The organism is Massilia sp. HP4, from assembly GCF_005222695.1.
Lineage (GTDB): Bacteria > Pseudomonadota > Gammaproteobacteria > Burkholderiales > Burkholderiaceae_D > Telluria.
In genome coordinates, this window is the sequence record NZ_STGG01000041.1 from 283,798 (window position 1) to 298,810 (window position 15,013).

Annotated in this window: 15 protein-coding genes and 1 pseudogene; 5 read left to right on the top strand and 11 right to left on the bottom strand. The window is 60.0% G+C overall.

The window, feature by feature from the left end; genetic code table 11:
- Positions 1-45: 45 nt before the first annotated feature.
- Positions 46-792 carry an SDR family NAD(P)-dependent oxidoreductase gene (locus E8M83_RS15250; protein WP_137174179.1) on the bottom strand — a complete coding sequence of 249 codons (747 nt, stop codon included), beginning with the start codon at positions 790-792 and terminating at the stop codon, positions 46-48.
- Between the two features lie 151 nt (positions 793-943).
- Here E8M83_RS15250 and E8M83_RS15255 point away from each other — a divergent pair, with 151 nt between their 5' ends.
- A complete protein-coding gene (locus E8M83_RS15255) occupies positions 944-1,936 on the top strand; it encodes an alpha/beta fold hydrolase (RefSeq protein ID WP_137174180.1) in 993 nt (330 codons plus the stop codon).
- Between the two features lie 91 nt (positions 1,937-2,027).
- Here the strand turns inward: E8M83_RS15255 and E8M83_RS15260 are convergent, their stop codons facing one another.
- From E8M83_RS15260 to E8M83_RS15275, 4 genes are read right to left on the bottom strand one after another with little or no spacing between them, the layout of a single operon-like run.
- Positions 2,028-2,354, bottom strand: coding sequence for a nuclear transport factor 2 family protein (locus E8M83_RS15260; RefSeq protein ID WP_137174181.1), 327 nt, complete (start codon positions 2,352-2,354; stop codon positions 2,028-2,030).
- An 8-nt stretch (positions 2,355-2,362) separates the two neighbouring features.
- Positions 2,363-3,346 (bottom strand): trans-acting enoyl reductase family protein, encoded by a 984-nt coding sequence (locus tag E8M83_RS15265; protein ID WP_137174182.1) that lies wholly within the window; start codon positions 3,344-3,346, stop codon positions 2,363-2,365.
- Between the two features lies 1 nt (position 3,347).
- Positions 3,348-3,743: a VOC family protein gene (locus tag E8M83_RS15270; protein ID WP_137174183.1), complete on the bottom strand. Its 396-nt coding sequence runs from the start codon at positions 3,741-3,743 to the stop codon at positions 3,348-3,350.
- Positions 3,744-3,760: 17 nt separating this feature from the next.
- Complete coding sequence (locus E8M83_RS15275; protein WP_137174184.1) at positions 3,761-4,504, bottom strand: SDR family NAD(P)-dependent oxidoreductase; 744 nt, start codon at positions 4,502-4,504, stop codon at positions 3,761-3,763.
- A gap of 132 nt (positions 4,505-4,636) precedes the next feature.
- Here E8M83_RS15275 and E8M83_RS15280 point away from each other — a divergent pair, with 132 nt between their 5' ends.
- Positions 4,637-5,575: an AraC family transcriptional regulator gene (locus tag E8M83_RS15280; RefSeq protein WP_137174185.1), complete on the top strand. Its 939-nt coding sequence runs from the start codon at positions 4,637-4,639 to the stop codon at positions 5,573-5,575.
- Positions 5,576-5,858: 283 nt separating this feature from the next.
- On the opposite strand, the gene E8M83_RS15290 is transcribed toward E8M83_RS15280, so the two are convergent.
- Positions 5,859-6,608, bottom strand: a complete 750-nt coding sequence (locus E8M83_RS15290; protein ID WP_137174186.1) for an SDR family NAD(P)-dependent oxidoreductase — start codon at positions 6,606-6,608, stop codon at positions 5,859-5,861.
- A gap of 132 nt (positions 6,609-6,740) precedes the next feature.
- Here E8M83_RS15290 and E8M83_RS15295 point away from each other — a divergent pair, with 132 nt between their 5' ends.
- Positions 6,741-7,652 (top strand): LysR family transcriptional regulator, encoded by a 912-nt coding sequence (locus tag E8M83_RS15295; protein ID WP_137174187.1) that lies wholly within the window; start codon positions 6,741-6,743, stop codon positions 7,650-7,652.
- Positions 7,653-7,668: 16 nt separating this feature from the next.
- Here the strand turns inward: E8M83_RS15295 and E8M83_RS26100 are convergent, their stop codons facing one another.
- The 4 genes from E8M83_RS26100 to E8M83_RS15305 are packed head-to-tail and all read right to left on the bottom strand — an operon-like array spanning position 7,669 to position 9,788.
- Positions 7,669-7,941 (bottom strand): hypothetical protein, encoded by a 273-nt coding sequence (locus E8M83_RS26100; protein WP_206077470.1) that lies wholly within the window; start codon positions 7,939-7,941, stop codon positions 7,669-7,671.
- Between the two features lie 17 nt (positions 7,942-7,958).
- Positions 7,959-8,696, bottom strand: coding sequence for an MFS transporter (locus tag E8M83_RS26105; RefSeq protein ID WP_206077471.1), 738 nt, complete (start codon positions 8,694-8,696; stop codon positions 7,959-7,961).
- On the bottom strand, positions 8,696-9,058 hold the full coding sequence (locus E8M83_RS26110) for a hypothetical protein (RefSeq protein WP_206077472.1): 363 nt from the start codon (positions 9,056-9,058) through the stop codon (positions 8,696-8,698). The genes E8M83_RS26105 and E8M83_RS26110 overlap by 1 nt, the downstream gene beginning before the upstream one ends.
- Complete coding sequence (locus E8M83_RS15305) at positions 9,024-9,788, bottom strand: glucose 1-dehydrogenase (RefSeq protein WP_206077473.1); 765 nt, start codon at positions 9,786-9,788, stop codon at positions 9,024-9,026. Before E8M83_RS15305 ends, E8M83_RS26110 begins: the two co-directional genes overlap by 35 nt.
- 177 nt (positions 9,789-9,965) lie before the next feature.
- Here E8M83_RS15305 and E8M83_RS15310 point away from each other — a divergent pair, with 177 nt between their 5' ends.
- Positions 9,966-10,889: an AraC family transcriptional regulator gene (locus E8M83_RS15310; RefSeq protein ID WP_206077474.1), complete on the top strand. Its 924-nt coding sequence runs from the start codon at positions 9,966-9,968 to the stop codon at positions 10,887-10,889.
- 63 nt (positions 10,890-10,952) lie between these two features.
- Positions 10,953-11,121 (top strand): annotated as a pseudogene (locus E8M83_RS26290) (IS3 family transposase); the annotation flags it as partial.
- Positions 11,122-11,666: 545 nt separating this feature from the next.
- Here the strand turns inward: E8M83_RS26290 and E8M83_RS15315 are convergent.
- Positions 11,667-14,564, bottom strand: a complete 2,898-nt coding sequence (locus E8M83_RS15315; RefSeq protein ID WP_137174188.1) for a glycosyl hydrolase 115 family protein — start codon at positions 14,562-14,564, stop codon at positions 11,667-11,669.
- Between the last annotated feature and the right edge of the window lie 449 nt (positions 14,565-15,013).

A 15,013-nucleotide genomic window follows, 5' to 3' on the forward strand; every position in this document is an offset into this window, starting at 1 on the left:
CGCTGCGCGAGATCCCGTCGACCGTGTCGCCCGAGCGAGAACGAATCAGGTTTGCGACGCGCCACCGTCGGCAAAAAGTTCTACGCCGTTGATATAGCTAGCGGCGTCGCTGGCCAGGAATGCGACGGCCGAAGCGATTTCTTCCGGTTCGCCAATCCGTCCCAGCGGGCTTTTATCACGCAGGAACGCCAGGCCTTCCTCGGCATGCTCGCCAAATGCTGTTCGTAGCGATTCCGTGTTCGTCGGGCCGGGGCTGAGCAGATTGATACGAATACCCGAGCCCTTCAATTCCGCGACCCAGCTGCGTACCATGTTGCGGATAGCAGCTTTTGTTCCGCCATAGATGCTCATCGTCGGACCGGGGTCCATCGAAGCGCTCGAACCAACGATCACCACGCTCGAACCGGCGCCGAGCAGTGGCAACGCCTCTTGAATCGTCAACACCACGCCTTTGACGTTCGTGGAAAACTGCTGATCCATCTGGTCTTCGGTGATCTGTCCCAATGGGGCATGGACACCTCCTCCGGCGTTCGCAATCAGGACATCAATGCGACCGAATCGCTCGCGCACTTGCACGTAAAGCGCCTTGAGACTGGCCGCCTGTCCCACATCTGCGGCGAACCCGACCGTGGAGCCGCCAATCGCGGCCACCGCCTTGTCCAGGGCATCCTGACGCCTGGCGGTAACGACGACGACGGCGCCTTCAGCGGCCAATTGCTTGGCGATCGCGAACCCGATCCCGCTGCCGCCGCCGGTGACGACCGCGATTTTCCGCTTGAGGTGGAGATCCATATACTTTTTCCCTGGTTGTTTGTAGTGATCGTTATAATACACGTTTTAGCGATCGCTAAAAAGAACACGCGTAAAATTAGTGATCGCTACAAGGAGTTGCCGCAGCTCGACCCGGCATATGCCACGACTTGATCTCGACAGGAATCGACACATGACCGATGCTTCCAAACACTTGCCCTCTCTCGTCTCCGAGTCCGTGCATCCCCTTGCGCCCGGCGCGCCCCTGCATACCGGATCCGAGTTTCCCTTATCTCCTCTCTACGACGCGGCGACTCACGACGACAGGGAATTCAACCGGCAGTTCAGCCACGGCTTTCATACGGTGGACGGCCTGCAGATGCACTATGTCATTGGCGGACAAGGTCCTCGCACCCTGCTCTTCTTCCACGGCTTCCCGCAAAGCTGGTATGAATTCAAGGCGATCCTGCCCCACTTTCTCGCCGATCACACGGTGATTGCGATCGACCTGCCGGGCCTCGGCGACACGACCGGCGAGATCCGCAGTTTCGAAAAATTCGAACTGGCGCGTCATGTGCGAGCTCTGCTGGAGCATCTTGGGCGGGTTCGTGCGCTGCGCCTGGTCGCGCATGACTTTGGCTCGAGCCTGGCCTTTGCGTTTGCCGCCAGATACAGGGACGCCGTCGAAGGACTGTTTTTCATGGATTTTCCCGTCGTGGGAGGATCACTGATGTTCGAGAAGCTCAAGCCGCTTTCCTTCCACTTCTCGTTTTTCCAGCAAAAGCCACTGGCGGAGATTCTGGTCGAAGGCAGGGAGAGGCAGTTCCTGGAGTATTTTTTCGACGCCTTGACGCCCAACCCGGGAGCGATCTCGCAGCAAGAACTCGATGAGTATGTGCGCGTCTACTCGCGCCCCGGCGTCTGGCGCAACGGCATGGAGTGGTATCGGGCATGGCCAGCCGATGAGTTGGCGAACCGAAAGGCAATGCAGGACAAACTGGCGATTCCGGTCCGGACCGTGACACAGTCCGCCTTGTTCGATGTGTTGCTGGCCGCCGTCCGCGACGCCGCTCCGCTGGCCACTGGCATCGACGCCCCTGGTGCCGGGCACTGGCTGGTCGAAGAACGTGCAGGGCTTATCGTCGAGGAAATCAGGAAATTCTACGGCGGCCCGCACGCCCGCTGACCAATACCCCTGGCACTACGGCCAGGGGTAGGCCTGTGGGCATAAGCTGCGCATCCGTCCAGGCTGACTGCGGCGTAGTGCGCTGAGCTTACTATTCGAGATCCGCATCGATGCGCTCGATCAGGCCCGCACTGTCGATCCTGATGCGGAGAGACCCGATCTCATGTCCGAAGTTGCCGGTGAAATCGATACGTGCGATGGCCGAGCAATCGCCGATCCGTTCAAGCGAGAGTAATTTGCTCATGGTTTTATAGCCGACGAAAAACTCCTGCACATAACGACGGACGCCCGCTTTCCCTGCAAAGGATTGCCCGACCGAGGCGTCCTCGATCACGGCTTTCGAGCCGAACAATGCCAATATTCCTTCGACGTCGAAGGCGTTGGCGGTCTCGATGAATGTATCGACAATCTTGTCCATGACTGCACTTACACGTCGACGATGGTCGTATCCGCAATGGTCTCGGCAAAGCCACTGCCGAACAGTAGCGCAGGCGTCTGAAACCCCGGGCGGTCCTCGCCCATCAGAACGCGCCGACCTGCCTCTGCGGCTGCAATGGCCGTGAAGGTGTAGCCGTTGACCGTATCGAGGATCGACCGCACGATGTTGCCGTCTGAATCGACAGCCTCGACAACCGCCTGATAGCGGTTTGCTGTCCGCTCCTGCTCACTTGGTCCATCCGGAAGCGCAGCCAGATCACCCTGCGGAAATCCGGACCCTGTCAGGTGGACGAACGCTTCGATGTCAGGCACTCCTGTGGCGCGCCAGATCGTGATGAGATCGGGAAGCGTTACCTGGAAGCAGTCGACTAGCCCCTTGCCGAAGTCGAGTTTTGTCACCGCCCCGGCGCCTCGCGCGACGAGCACGCCGCCGACGCGCGCGAGGGTTTCGGCGGTCACGCTGCCCATCGCACTGAGGGCCGAGCCGCGCGACAGGCCGCCCGAAACGTGCATAGCCACCCTGATGCTGGAGGGACTGTTGGTTCTTGCGACGACGTGGCCGGCAAGACAACCGAGCATCGCAACGCTGCCGCCGCTGCCCGGCAGGAGCATCACGCCCGCAGCCCTGGCCTGACCGTCCAGCTCTTCGGCCAGGCGATAGCTGTCGAGTTCTGCTGCAACGTCGAGATAATGCACGCCATTGCGAATACTGGCTCTCATGAGAACATCGGCAGTCGTCGAAAACGGTCCCGCGCAATTGAGCAGGACACCAACGCCGCTGAACGATCGATCGACCGCAGCGATGTCTTCCAGGGGGAACACCCGGTACTCCACGCCGAGACTTGCTGCGAGCGTTGAAAGGGCCTCTTCATTGCGTCCCGCCACGATCAGCGGCGTACCCGCCGCCGATGCATGTTCCGCCGCCATGCGCCCGGTGTAGCCCGTCGCGCCATAGATCATCAGTTTTTTCATATCAGTGCTGCCATTCCTTGTGGACGAATTCGAGGCTGTAGCCGTCGGGGTCGCGGACCTGGGCCGCGTAATAGCGCGGGTCATAGTGCAGTTGCGGCCCGGGTCGGTGGATCTCGGTGGCAGCCGCAGCGATTGCCGCCGCGAAGGCCGCGTCGACCGCCTTCTTGCCATCGGCGACGAAGCCGATGTGCGCGGCGCGCCCTTCTACCGTGCCGGCGCGCAGCCAGAAGAACACGCGACCGTTGGCGCCGAAACCCTTGAGATCGGGATGGCCGGGCGGGCCCTGCCGGCCGTCGTAGTCGATCACGTGCGCTATGCCGAGGGGAGCGAGTGCCTTCTCGTAGAAGGCGACCGAGCGAACCAAGTCGCTAACGGACAGAAAAACGTGGTCGAGCACGATGTCGTCTCCTCGATTCAGATGATGTATCCGCCAGCCACTTCGATGTTCTGGGCATTGATCCAGCGGTTCTCGTCGGACAGCAGACCGGCGATGACGCCGCCGATCTCTTCCGGCTCGCCAACCCGGCCAAGTGCGGTCTGGTCCGCAAGCAAGGCCTCGAACTCCTCGCTCAGCCCACCGCCAAGCTCGGTGCGGATCGCGCCCGGAGCGATCGAGTTCGCCCGTATCCCGCGCGTGCCGAATTCCTTGGCCATGTAGCGTGTGAGAACCTCCAGGCCGCCCTTGAATGCGGCGTAAGGCGCAACGCCTGCCGTAGCGACGCGGCTCGTCGCGCTGGTAACGTTGACCACGTGGCCGCCGCCCTCCAGGATCGGAAGAAGCGCCTGCGTCAGGAAGAAAGGGCCTTTGAGATGGACCTTGAACAATCCGTCGAACTGCTCTTCCGTGACATCGGCGATCGGGGCATACAGCCCGTACCCGGCGTTATTGACCAGGACGTCGAATGTTTTCCGTTTCCAGACAGCCTCGAGCTGCGCCGAGACAGCCTTGCGGAAAGCCGGAAACGATCGGCTGTCACCGACGTCGAGCTTCAGAACGGCGGCTCTCCCGCCAATGGCGGCGATGGCTTCCGCCACCTGATTCGCCTTTTCCGGACTGCTGTTATAAGTGATGATCACGCCCATCCCGCGCCTGGCGCATGCCAGTGCGGTGCTGGCCCCGAGGCCGCGGCTGCCTCCCGTCACGATCACAATCTTCATCGATTCCTCCGGTGTATTTGGTGAATCGATGATAGGTCGGCCGACTTCCGGGCGCCGGTCATTTTCTGCTCGAAGCTTGCCTATTTCTGCTTTTCCATTGCACGCCAAAACCAGCAATGTTAGTGTGGAACCATGGAACCACAATTGCAAGAACTGAGAGTGCTGGCCGCACGGGCCGAGAATCGCCGCACGGAGACCGGCATACCCCGTGTCGCCATGGTCCAGGGAGAAATTCCCGAGCACGCCCTGTCGGCTGTCTACGCGCCCATGGTCAACTTGATTCTGACAGGATCAAAAACGATGACGGTAGGCGAGCGCACCTTCCACTACGACCCGGCAACCTACTTCGTCATGTCCGTGGACCTGCCTGCCGTCGGGTCGGTTCATCCCGCAGCGACGGGCGAGCCGTACCTGGCCGTCAGCCTGACGCTCGATGCGGCTATCGCCGCAGCCCTCATCCACGATGCGGCACCGCAGACAGGCGGCATGCTGCCCAGTCCCGGCTTTTCTGTCGCACCGGTTAGCCGGGAACTGCTCGACGCCTGGATTCGGATGCTGCGCCTGATTGACCGCCCCGACGAAATTCCGGTCCTCGCTCCGGCCTATGAACGTGAAATACTGTTCCGCGTGCTTCAGGGACCGCTCGGGTGGATGGTGCGCGACATCGCTTCTCCAGATACGGCGCTTTCACGTATTGCCGTAACCATTAATTGGATACGTCGCAATTTTTCTCAGCAGATGAGGGTGGAGGCGCTGGCCGAGATGGCAGCGTTGAGCGTTTCGGCATTTCATCGCCACTTCAAGGCGGTGACGGCCCTGAGTCCGTTGCAATACCAAAAGCGCATCCGTTTGTTACATGCACGGTCGTTATTGATCTCGGGGCAAGGCAGCGCAACATCGATCGCCTTCGGGGTCGGCTACGAAAGCCCTACTCAGTTCAGCCGCGAATATGCCCGCTTGTTCGGCCTTCCTCCCTCCAAAGACCTGGCGAAAGCCGCTCAGTTACGCAGGGGCTCTCAGGACGGCCACCCACGCGCAGCGGCATCTGCTGACCAGACGAGAGCTCAATGACGATCTGCAGGACACACAGCCAGCCGCTGCGGCCAATGCCGCGACCGTGCCTTCGACAAAGAACTCGAGCCGTTCGGCATCAAGGGCGACGCTGTCGAACCGGGTCATGTACATACCGACCTCAATGGCACCACCGGCGTTCTCACGAAGCCGGCGCTCCGGACACTGGATTGCCCTACATAACGTGGAGAGATGGTAGTGTCAGTTGGGCCTGGATGACTGTAATCGTTCTGGTATCTCTGGCAAACTTCGACCCTGACACCCAAGGCGATTCACATAGAATCTAACTGTTTTGTCCACCATCCACATTGAGCGTGGCGCCAGTGATGTACGCAGCGTCAGGGCCTGCCAGGAACGCCACAGCACCTGCGATTTCCTGCGGTTGTCCATAGCGGCCCAGTGCCGTCATCTGTTTGACCATCGGCGCCACGTCGCTCGTTTCCGGATTCATCTCGGTATTGATTGGACCTGGTTGAACCGTGTTCACCGTGATGCCACGCGCACCGAGCTCGCGTGCCCATGCGCGGCCATACGCTGCAACAGCTGCCTTGCTGGCAGCATAGTCGCCAATGCCGGGGAACGGTACGCGCGTGGCGAACATGGTGCCAATCGAGACGATCCGCCCGCCATCCGACAAGAGCGGCACTGCTGCCCGCACTGCGGCGACCACGCCGCCGACATTGACCGCATGCTGGCGTTCGAGTGCTGCCATATCGGCGGCAGGGTCGCCGATCATGCCGGTGACGAAAACGCCGGCGCTGTTGACCAGGATATCGAGGCGTCCAAATTGCGCATTTACCTTCTGGACCGCGGCGGCAACTGACACAGGGTCGCCCTGGTCGGCCATCATCGCCAGTGCCGTGCCACCGACGGCTTGGATGTCACGTGCGACCACGGCGGCGCGGTCCGGTGAATTAGCGTAGGTGAAAGCAACCTGTGCGCCGTCCGCAGCGAGGCGTCTGACAATGGCGGCGCCGATGCCTCGCGAGCCGCCGGTGACCAGTACAACCTTGCCTTTGAGGGGTTGGTTCATGATGTTTCCTTTTGTTTGAAGTTATCGCTGCACGGAATATGTAGCGCGTAAGATCATCATAATTAAAGCACTGATAGGGATAAACCAGTGATTCAGGTATCCAATATCCCTATATGAGTTACAATCTGCTGCATGGACTATTTTCTTTCGGTACAAGCTTTTAACCGCATCGTCGACACCGGCAGTTTCGTCAAAGCGGCAGCCCAGCTGAACGTGCATCCGAATGTCGTCACCAAACTGGTACAGCAACTAGAGGCGCATCTGCGCGTCAAACTACTTAACCGCACGACGCGCCGCGTGACGCTGACCAGCGAAGGCAGCCTCTATCACGAGCGCATGCGCAGAGTGGTCGACCAGTGGCTGGAAGTGGAAGCCGAGATATCCGTATCGCAGCTTGATCCGCGCGGCAAAATCCGCGTCGATATGGGCACGACGATCGCGTCGCTCATCGTGATTCCGGCCTTGCCGGCGTTTCACGCGCGTTATCCGTCTGTGCAAGTCGACATCGGCGCCAGCGACCGCACTGCCGACCTGGCAGCCGAGGGCATCGACTGCGTCATCCGTGGCGGTGAACTGCCCGATTCGGCACTGGTGGCACGGCGCCTCGGCAGCCTGCCGTTCGTCACATGTGCAACGCCAGCTTATCTGACGGCGCATGCGCCTTTGACCGAGCCTGCGCAATTAGAAAACGAACACACGCTGGTGCGCTACTTTTTCTCGCCATCTGGCAAGTACAACAGGCTCGCATTTGCCAAGGACGCAAGCCAAGTGATGGTAGAAGGAACGCATGCGGTCGCTGTCAATGACAGCAATGCGTATCTTGCCGCAGGGCTCGCCGGATTGGGCGTCCTGCACACGCCGCGTTTCATGGTGCAGGCGCAACTAGAGGCCGGCACGCTGGTGCCAGTGCTGGAAGACTGGACGACGCCGGCCAATACTCTGTCTGTCGTGTACATGCCGAACCGGCATCTGAGCGTGCGCGTGCGGGTGTTCGTTGAGTGGCTGGTCGCGCTGTTCAACAACCATCCGCATGTACTGCGCTGACCACGCAGATGGCAGGCTAATCAAGCATGAAGGCGACGCCTGGTGCGGCAACCGGCACCACAGGGTCCCGCACGCAGCGCCATGCGATGAAGGCTGCCACGCCAGCCAGCGCGGCGCCGCCGACAAATGCTGCTGGCAACCCTGAAACATAGTTCCCCGGCACTGCTGTCAGCGCATAGATTGACGTCATGACCGCAATGCCGAGCGCGCCAACAAGCTGTTGGTCCATCTGTAGCAATCCGGATGCCGCGCCAGCATGCTGCACCGGTATCCTGCGCATGATCGCCACGGTTCCCGCCGCAAACACTAGCGCGATGCCGGCCGTATGGACCAGCAAGGCGGGCAAGACGCCGGAAAGATAGTCGTCATGCGCACCCGGCCGCGCAAAGCCGGCCAGGCTTGCAGCCACCAGACCGCAATGATCGGCGGATAGCCCAGCACACGTTGAAAATACTGCACCAGCATGAACAGTACCGCAAAGTGCACCCCCACGATCAGGGCCATGACAGCAAGTGCGCCTGAACGGGAGCGGTAGCGTAGCAAGCGCAGGTCGAGCAGCGGCTGCCGGTGAACCTGCTCGATGCGCAGGAATGCCAGGAACAGGGGCGCCGTCGCCGCAAAGGAAAAAATTGTCTCATGGGCCCTCCAACCATGCTCCGCCGCACTGATGAAACCGTACACCAGCGCGATAGAGCCCAGCGTGGCGCTTACCGCGCCGGCGATATCGAGGCGTGCCCGCTGCGCTCTGGTCTCGACGACCACCCGGCCAACGGCCAGGATGACGATCGTACCCGGCGGAACGTTGATCAGCAGCGCCCAGCGCCATGAGAAGAACTCGGTCAGCAGCCTCCAAAGTACCAACCCCGCCGACGCCCCAACCGACGACACCGCGATGAACAGTGTCATTCCGCGCGCCTGCTCTTTCTCGTTGCTGGCGATTGCCATCACGAGCGCCAGTACGCTTGGTCCCGCCAGCGCCGCGCCGATACCCTGGAGTACTCGGGCGGCGATCAGCAGTCTCGGTGCGTGTGCCAAGCCACCCATCAAAGACGCCAGTACGAAGACAAAGACCCCGCGCGAAATGCCCGCGGCTGCCCCAGCATGTCACCCAGTCTGCCGCCAAGGAGCAGCAAATCGCCGAACGCCAGACCAAAGGCATTGAGCACCCAAGTCAGGCCGGCCGGGTTGAACCCGGGATCGTGCTCAATGCGCGGGAGCGCTACCACCACAATCAAGAGGTCCATGGCAAACATGAACTGCCCGGCCACGATCGTCAGCAACGCCAGTCCACGCCTGCGGCGCGTTGGTGCGGCATGCGCGATGGCGCTGCCAACTTCGTCGATCGCCTTGGTGGCTTCCTGCGCGCGTGGCCTAGTAGCCGACACCACGTACGCCACCGGCTGCACGCAGCGATTCGCCGGTGACCCAGTGCGCGTCCTCCGAAGCCAGGAAGACGGCGACCAGTGCAATATCTTCGGGTTCACCGAAACGTCCCAGCGGGGTACCGGCCAGGATCTTCTCACCCAGCTCCCCAGCAAAGTTGCCCTTGGTAGCCGGCGTATTCGTGTGGCCTGGCAGGATCGAATTGACGCGGATCTTGCGCGCCCCTAATTCGCGGGCCAGCGCGAAGGTCATCGTATCCACTGCCCCCTTGGTTGCTGCGTAGACGCTCGATGCCAAGTACGGATCGGTGCTGAGGATCGAGCTGATGTTAATGATGCTCCCACCTGTTTCCGGAATATGCTTCACCGCTTCGCGAATGCCCAGGAAGTAGCCCAGCACGTTGACGTTGAACTGCTTGTGGAACGCTTCTTCGGTCAGGCCGTCGATCATTTCGAAGACAGCGACTCCCGCATTGTTGACCAGCACGTCCACCTTGCCATGGTCAGCCTTTACCTGGTTGAACATGCGCGCCACGTCGACCGCGTTACTCATGTCCGCCTGGATGGCCATGGCGCTGCCGCCTGCGGCGGTAATCGACGCGACCACTGTCTCGGCGCCGCTCTGGCTGCTTGAATAATTGACGATCACCGTCGCACCCTCGGCCGCCATGGCGATGGCGATGCCTGCGCCAATGCCGCTCGATGCACCGGTTACGACGGCAGTTTTTCCCTGCAGTTTCAGTTGTGTATTCATGACCTGTCCTCTCGATTGGCGATGTATGTCCGAGACCATATGGGCTCGTTGACAAGGCATCAGCGTACGCGTCCACGCCACAATTTATCTGCCGAATACTCGCACATGCTTGCCTATTCCTCGCACCGGCAATTCGACGGCAAGTCCGGGTGCTATATTGGATGCATGGAAAATTCAATGGACGAACTACGCGCCATCGTCATGCGCGCGGGCGACAAATGGACCGCCACCGGCTTGCCCCGAGTATCGATGGTGCGGGCCGAGGCATGTTCCGACCAGGTCTATGAACCAATGCTGCACCTGGTACTACAGGGAACCAAGAGCCTGTCGATTGGCGACCAGATCCTGCGCTTCGCACCGGCCACATACTTCGTCGTCCCGGTTGACTTGCCGGCCCTTGGACAGGTGAGCGGTGACGCGCCGGGAGAAGCATTTCTTGCACTTTCCCTGATACTGGACTCCGGAATTATCTCGGCGGTAATGGCTGACGTCAGCCAGACTGATAACGACGGGGTTGGTAAAACCTTCGCGGTGAGCGCGGCTGGTCCTGAACTGATCGACGCCTGTTTGCGCATGATGCGGCTGGTCAACCGTCCGCAAGATGCGGCATTGCTGGCACCGATGATCGAGCGTGAGATTCTCTTCCGCGTTCTGCAAGGTCCTCAGGGCGGCATTCTGCGCCAGATTGCATGTCCTGACAGCCGGCTATCGCAGGTGCGCCGCGCGATTGACTGGATTCGGCTGCATTTCGTCGAACCCTTCCGTGTCGAGCAGCTTGCCGCGATGTCAGGGATGAGTGTAGCGGCATTCTACCGGCACTTCCGCGCAGTTACGGCGATGACGCCGATCCAGTACCAGAAGCGGCTTCGCCTGCTGAAGGCGCGCCGACAATTGCTGTTCGAGCCGCATGACGCTGCCTCGGTTGCTTTTTCTGTCGGTTATGAGAGCGCGTCACAATTCAGCCGTGAATATGCGCGAATGTTCGGCATGCCGCCAGTGCGCGACGTGGCGCGATTCAAAACGCCGGACGGGTCACCCGATCCTCGCACGGACACGAGGACGAGACTGGCGCCAGGTCCGGTCAGGCCGTCCAACCAGTAGTGCAGATATCAGCATTGCCCCCCCGACGTTGGCGGAGGCTAGCGTCGGCGATTCAGTCCGGTTCGCATTCGCAGTCGAACCTACGCTACTCGAGACGAGGCCTGGCCTGGCCTGGCAGGATATCTCCAACTATATCGAGATGTTCTTCAAGCCGAAGCGCAGGCACTGCTCCACCAATGACCTGTCGCCGGTTGAGTACGAAAAGCAGTATTTCCGGCGGTTCTCGAGTGTCGAGAAGATCTGTGGTGATTCAACCGGTTGTGTTTTGGAAGAGCTCAGCCGATATCCTCAAGCTGAAAAATCATGAAATCGTTGTTTGCATCCTTCGCCGCGTCCGCCACTAGCTGATCAAGATTGCTCTACGGAGCCCCTGAACGAACAAGGCGTTCATCCTGACCTCGACAACAGGGCGCCCTTGCAGCAACGTGGCAGGTTACAAAGAAAATGTCGGCCCAACTTCCGTCTTCCCTCTTTCGTCTTCCGTCGTCCGTCTTCCGGATTCGACACCATCCGGGAGATTGATAGCGTTGACGCCAATCAGATTGCCATTATCAAGGTGACGAAGCTCGACGATTCAATTATCCTGCCTCGACGGGCCGACATGAAGAGAGGATTTCGATACATGTAGTTCACGGACCCAGCCCCGTATCGCCTCTCTAACGGTCTCGGTGGCAGCCGCTTTCACGACAGGCTTAGGCGCAATCTCGTTACATGATAAAAAAGGGGCAGGCGCTAGTCGGGCAGGAGGCTTTCGGCTGGAGGAAGGATACGGCCTCATCAATCGAATTCTCTTATCGCATCTTTAACTCGATTTCTCGCACGCGGACTCTCTGGCGGTCCAAGATAGGTCGGTTTCAGTCCGCCAAGATTGAGCACGATCTTGTGCACCACAAGGCCCGAGTCGATCGCCCATACCTTAAGCGTTTTCACACCCGGTTTGTCGATCCTATGCGTGGTCGTAAACGTTGCCGCCCCATCGCTGACGATCCTGGACCAGTGCTGTTCGGATTCGTCGGCGTGAACATTGACGATCTGCGGCGCCTCGTCATCGATCGACACGGCAAAGCGCAAACCTTGCCCCGGCTGGAACTTGAGCGTCGGCGCCAGGATCGTCTGTATCTTCACCTCGCCGGCGGTGGCCACCTGCATGCGGTACTCCAGGCGCATGCCCTCGCGCCCCGTCGACATCGCTGGCGCATCGACCGGCAGCGTTGTCATGCCGGAGCCGGTGCGGCCATGATCCGGCACCAGCAGCCACTGCCGGCCCTTTGGCGAAACGGCTTTCGTATGGTTGGCGGCTTCGATCGACACCACGCCATTTGTCTCGACGAAAGCGCCCTCCTCCGCCGAGCGCAGCTTGGTCAACGGCAGCTTGACCCGTGCCTTGGCGCCGTTCGGGCCGATCACGGTCAGTGTCGCCACGTCGGCGCTTGCCGGAACCTCGGACCATCGAACATTCACCACCACACGCTCCTGACGCTTGACGGTGCCGCTCCGATGGCTGATCGTCACCCATGGCTGGTCGCTCGTGATACTGTAGTGAAACGGTGCTAAACCTCGATTGAAGACCTCGATGAAGCGCGGCTCCCGGTCGAAGGGATTCAAGGCCGGCAGCGTCAAGTCCGGTTGCCCCCAGCGCGGCCACGCATGTTCAGCACCTTCGGCCGCCACGCCCATTTCGGCTTGCTGAGTAGGCTGGATTTCGCTCACCGGAGGCATCACGTTGCGCGGCGGTTCATTCCAGAAGGTGTACCCCAGGTGCCGCTGCGACATCATGTGGTTCCATTTGCCGCCAGCAAGGTCTTCGTGATACCGGCGGGTCAGCTCGGCATCTTCGCGGAACAATGTGCGGACGCGCTCGGCCACGTCGTTGGCGGAGGTCCTGCCTTGCGCAGCGTAGAGACGGTTGAGCGCCGAGGCCACATACATCTCATTGACGATCGCGCCCGCCTTGGCCGGATGCAGCACCAGCTGGAAAAACGCGTCGCGCTTCTCCTTGGGAAGCTTGTCGTGGATCTGCTCGGCACGCGCGGCGATTGCCTTGTAATCGGCCACCACACGCTCGGCTTCGTTGAAATTGAGCAGGCTGTAGGTGCTTGGTTCGAGTTGTTCGGGTTTCCTGCGTCCGTTGTACTTGGTGTATTTGGCGACAATGTCGGCGATATCGGCTGCGAACTCGTTGCCAAACTCACGCGCGGCCCACAGTGTCAGGTATTCCGGCAGGCGCTCGGCCGGCCATCTGGCCGGGTTCCAGGCGTAGGTGAGGAAGAACTCGATCGGCACTTCCATCGGTTTCAGATCGCCGACATTGACGATCCACAAGCGGTCCGCTTCGTGCTTCCATGCCAGGTGCATCTGTTCCCAGATCTTGGGAATCGGCGTCACGTTCAGCCATTTATACGACCGCGGCCCGCCTACGTAGTCAAAGTGGTAGTACACGCCGGCACCGCCCGAACGCTTCCGCTCGGCCTTGGTCGGCAGGCGGCGGATATTGCCCCAGTTGTCATCGCACCACAGCAAGGTGACGTCATCGGGCACGCGCATGCCCTTCTCATAGTATTCCTGCACCTCCTTGTACAGTGCCCACAGTTGCGGCACTTTCGTCACGTCCGGATTCGCTTGCTTGGCAATAATGTCGCGCTGGTCGTCGACAATCTTCTCCAGTAGCGACACGTTCGACTCCGCCGACATCGGCTCGTCGCCGTCGCCGCGCATGCCAAGCGTGACGACCTTCTCGAGCGACTTCGTGCTGCGTATTCCCTCAGTCCAGAAATTTTCCAGCGTCTCGGCGTTGCGGCTGTAGTCCCAAGGACCCTTGCCGTAGCGGCCCCACTCCTGGTGCGCGCGCATCATGGGCTCATGGTGCGATGTGCCCATCACGATGCCGTAATCGTCGGCCAGCTTGCCGTTGGCCTTGTCATCGTCGTAGAAAGCGTTGTTCCACATGGCAGGCCACAAATAGTTGCCGCGCAAGCGCAGGATCAGTTCAAAGACTTTCGCGTAGAATTTGCTGTTGTAGTCGCCGTATTTTTCCTTGACCCATCCGGTCAGTGCCGGCGCTTCGTCGTTGAGGAAAATACCCCGGTACTTCACCACGGGCGCATCATCGATGCGCTTGGGCGCCGCAATGCTTACTTGCGTACGTTTGTTGACAGGAACGTCTGCCCAGAAATGCCAGGGTGAGACGCCGATCTGTTCAGAGATCTCATAAATGCCATAGATGGCGCCCCGCTTATCGCTGCCGGCCACCACGAGCGCGCGTCCGACACCGGGCATCGGTTGCTCGACCGTCTGCACCAGGTAGCCTTCCCATTTTCCCTTGATGCCCGAGACATCGAGCTTGCCGCTTGTGACCATGTTGTCGATTAGTGCGCTTTTGCCGATGGTGCCGACGATCACTACCTCGGCGCCACTGACCAACATCGATGTATTCAGAACTGGCCTGATGCTTCCGACCTTCTCGATATCGCCCTGCAGGTCTGCAGCCGCACGCAACACGCCAACGTGATCGGTCGGGTCGACATAGATCGGTGCGGCACGGGCGGACTTGATCAAGGAAACGCTGCCAGCCTGCGCGGCCTGGAAGCTGACGATGTCCGGCTTGCCCAAGGCATGGGCCGGTTGGATCAGCGCCAACGATGCCGCCAGCATGGTGCAAGCACGGATAACTTTCATAGTCTTGTTTGGATTTGCCACAGAAGATCGTCTCATTTCACAACGTAATGATTGCGCTATCAGTCTTGTAATAAGCATGTTGTGGCGAACGCATTGTCGGCCTGCCAGAGGGAGCCCATTGCAGGGAAGTGGCATGGCGTTCGTACACGCGCACACAATACACATGAGCGCCATAGATTAACAACAAATTTACAGATATTTTTGTATGCCGATCGAATACGACCTGTCGAACATCGCGCCACCCTAGCAGATATCCCTTATTGTTCAGTTACTTACGTCAATTCTGCGGCAGTAGATCGGGGACTCGTCACGGCGGTATGCGTGCAAGCCTTCCGCAATAATATGATTGACTCGTTAAGGCAAAAGGACGAATATTACAAATGATAGCGCAAACAATGCACTCCGACGTGCTGTGGTCCTCTGCGGGTGGTTACGCCACATCGCTACAG

Excerpts from the sequence above, each read along its gene's own strand:
- E8M83_RS15250 (WP_137174179.1), bottom strand. The coding sequence starts at position 792 with ATGGATCTCCACCTCAAGCGGAAAATCGCGGTCGTCACCGGCGGCGGC.
- E8M83_RS15255 (WP_137174180.1), top strand. The coding sequence starts at position 944 with ATGACCGATGCTTCCAAACACTTGCCCTCTCTCGTCTCCGAGTCCGTG.
- E8M83_RS15260 (WP_137174181.1), bottom strand. The coding sequence starts at position 2,354 with ATGGACAAGATTGTCGATACATTCATCGAGACCGCCAACGCCTTCGAC.
- E8M83_RS15265 (WP_137174182.1), bottom strand. The coding sequence starts at position 3,346 with ATGAAAAAACTGATGATCTATGGCGCGACGGGCTACACCGGGCGCATG.
- E8M83_RS15275 (WP_137174184.1), bottom strand. The coding sequence starts at position 4,504 with ATGAAGATTGTGATCGTGACGGGAGGCAGCCGCGGCCTCGGGGCCAGC.
- E8M83_RS15280 (WP_137174185.1), top strand. The coding sequence starts at position 4,637 with ATGGAACCACAATTGCAAGAACTGAGAGTGCTGGCCGCACGGGCCGAG.
- E8M83_RS15290 (WP_137174186.1), bottom strand. The coding sequence starts at position 6,608 with ATGAACCAACCCCTCAAAGGCAAGGTTGTACTGGTCACCGGCGGCTCG.
- E8M83_RS15295 (WP_137174187.1), top strand. The coding sequence starts at position 6,741 with ATGGACTATTTTCTTTCGGTACAAGCTTTTAACCGCATCGTCGACACC.
- E8M83_RS26105 (WP_206077471.1), bottom strand. The coding sequence starts at position 8,696 with ATGGGTGGCTTGGCACACGCACCGAGACTGCTGATCGCCGCCCGAGTA.
- E8M83_RS15305 (WP_206077473.1), bottom strand. The coding sequence starts at position 9,788 with ATGAATACACAACTGAAACTGCAGGGAAAAACTGCCGTCGTAACCGGT.
- E8M83_RS15310 (WP_206077474.1), top strand. The coding sequence starts at position 9,966 with ATGGACGAACTACGCGCCATCGTCATGCGCGCGGGCGACAAATGGACC.
- E8M83_RS15315 (WP_137174188.1), bottom strand. The coding sequence starts at position 14,564 with ATGAAAGTTATCCGTGCTTGCACCATGCTGGCGGCATCGTTGGCGCTG.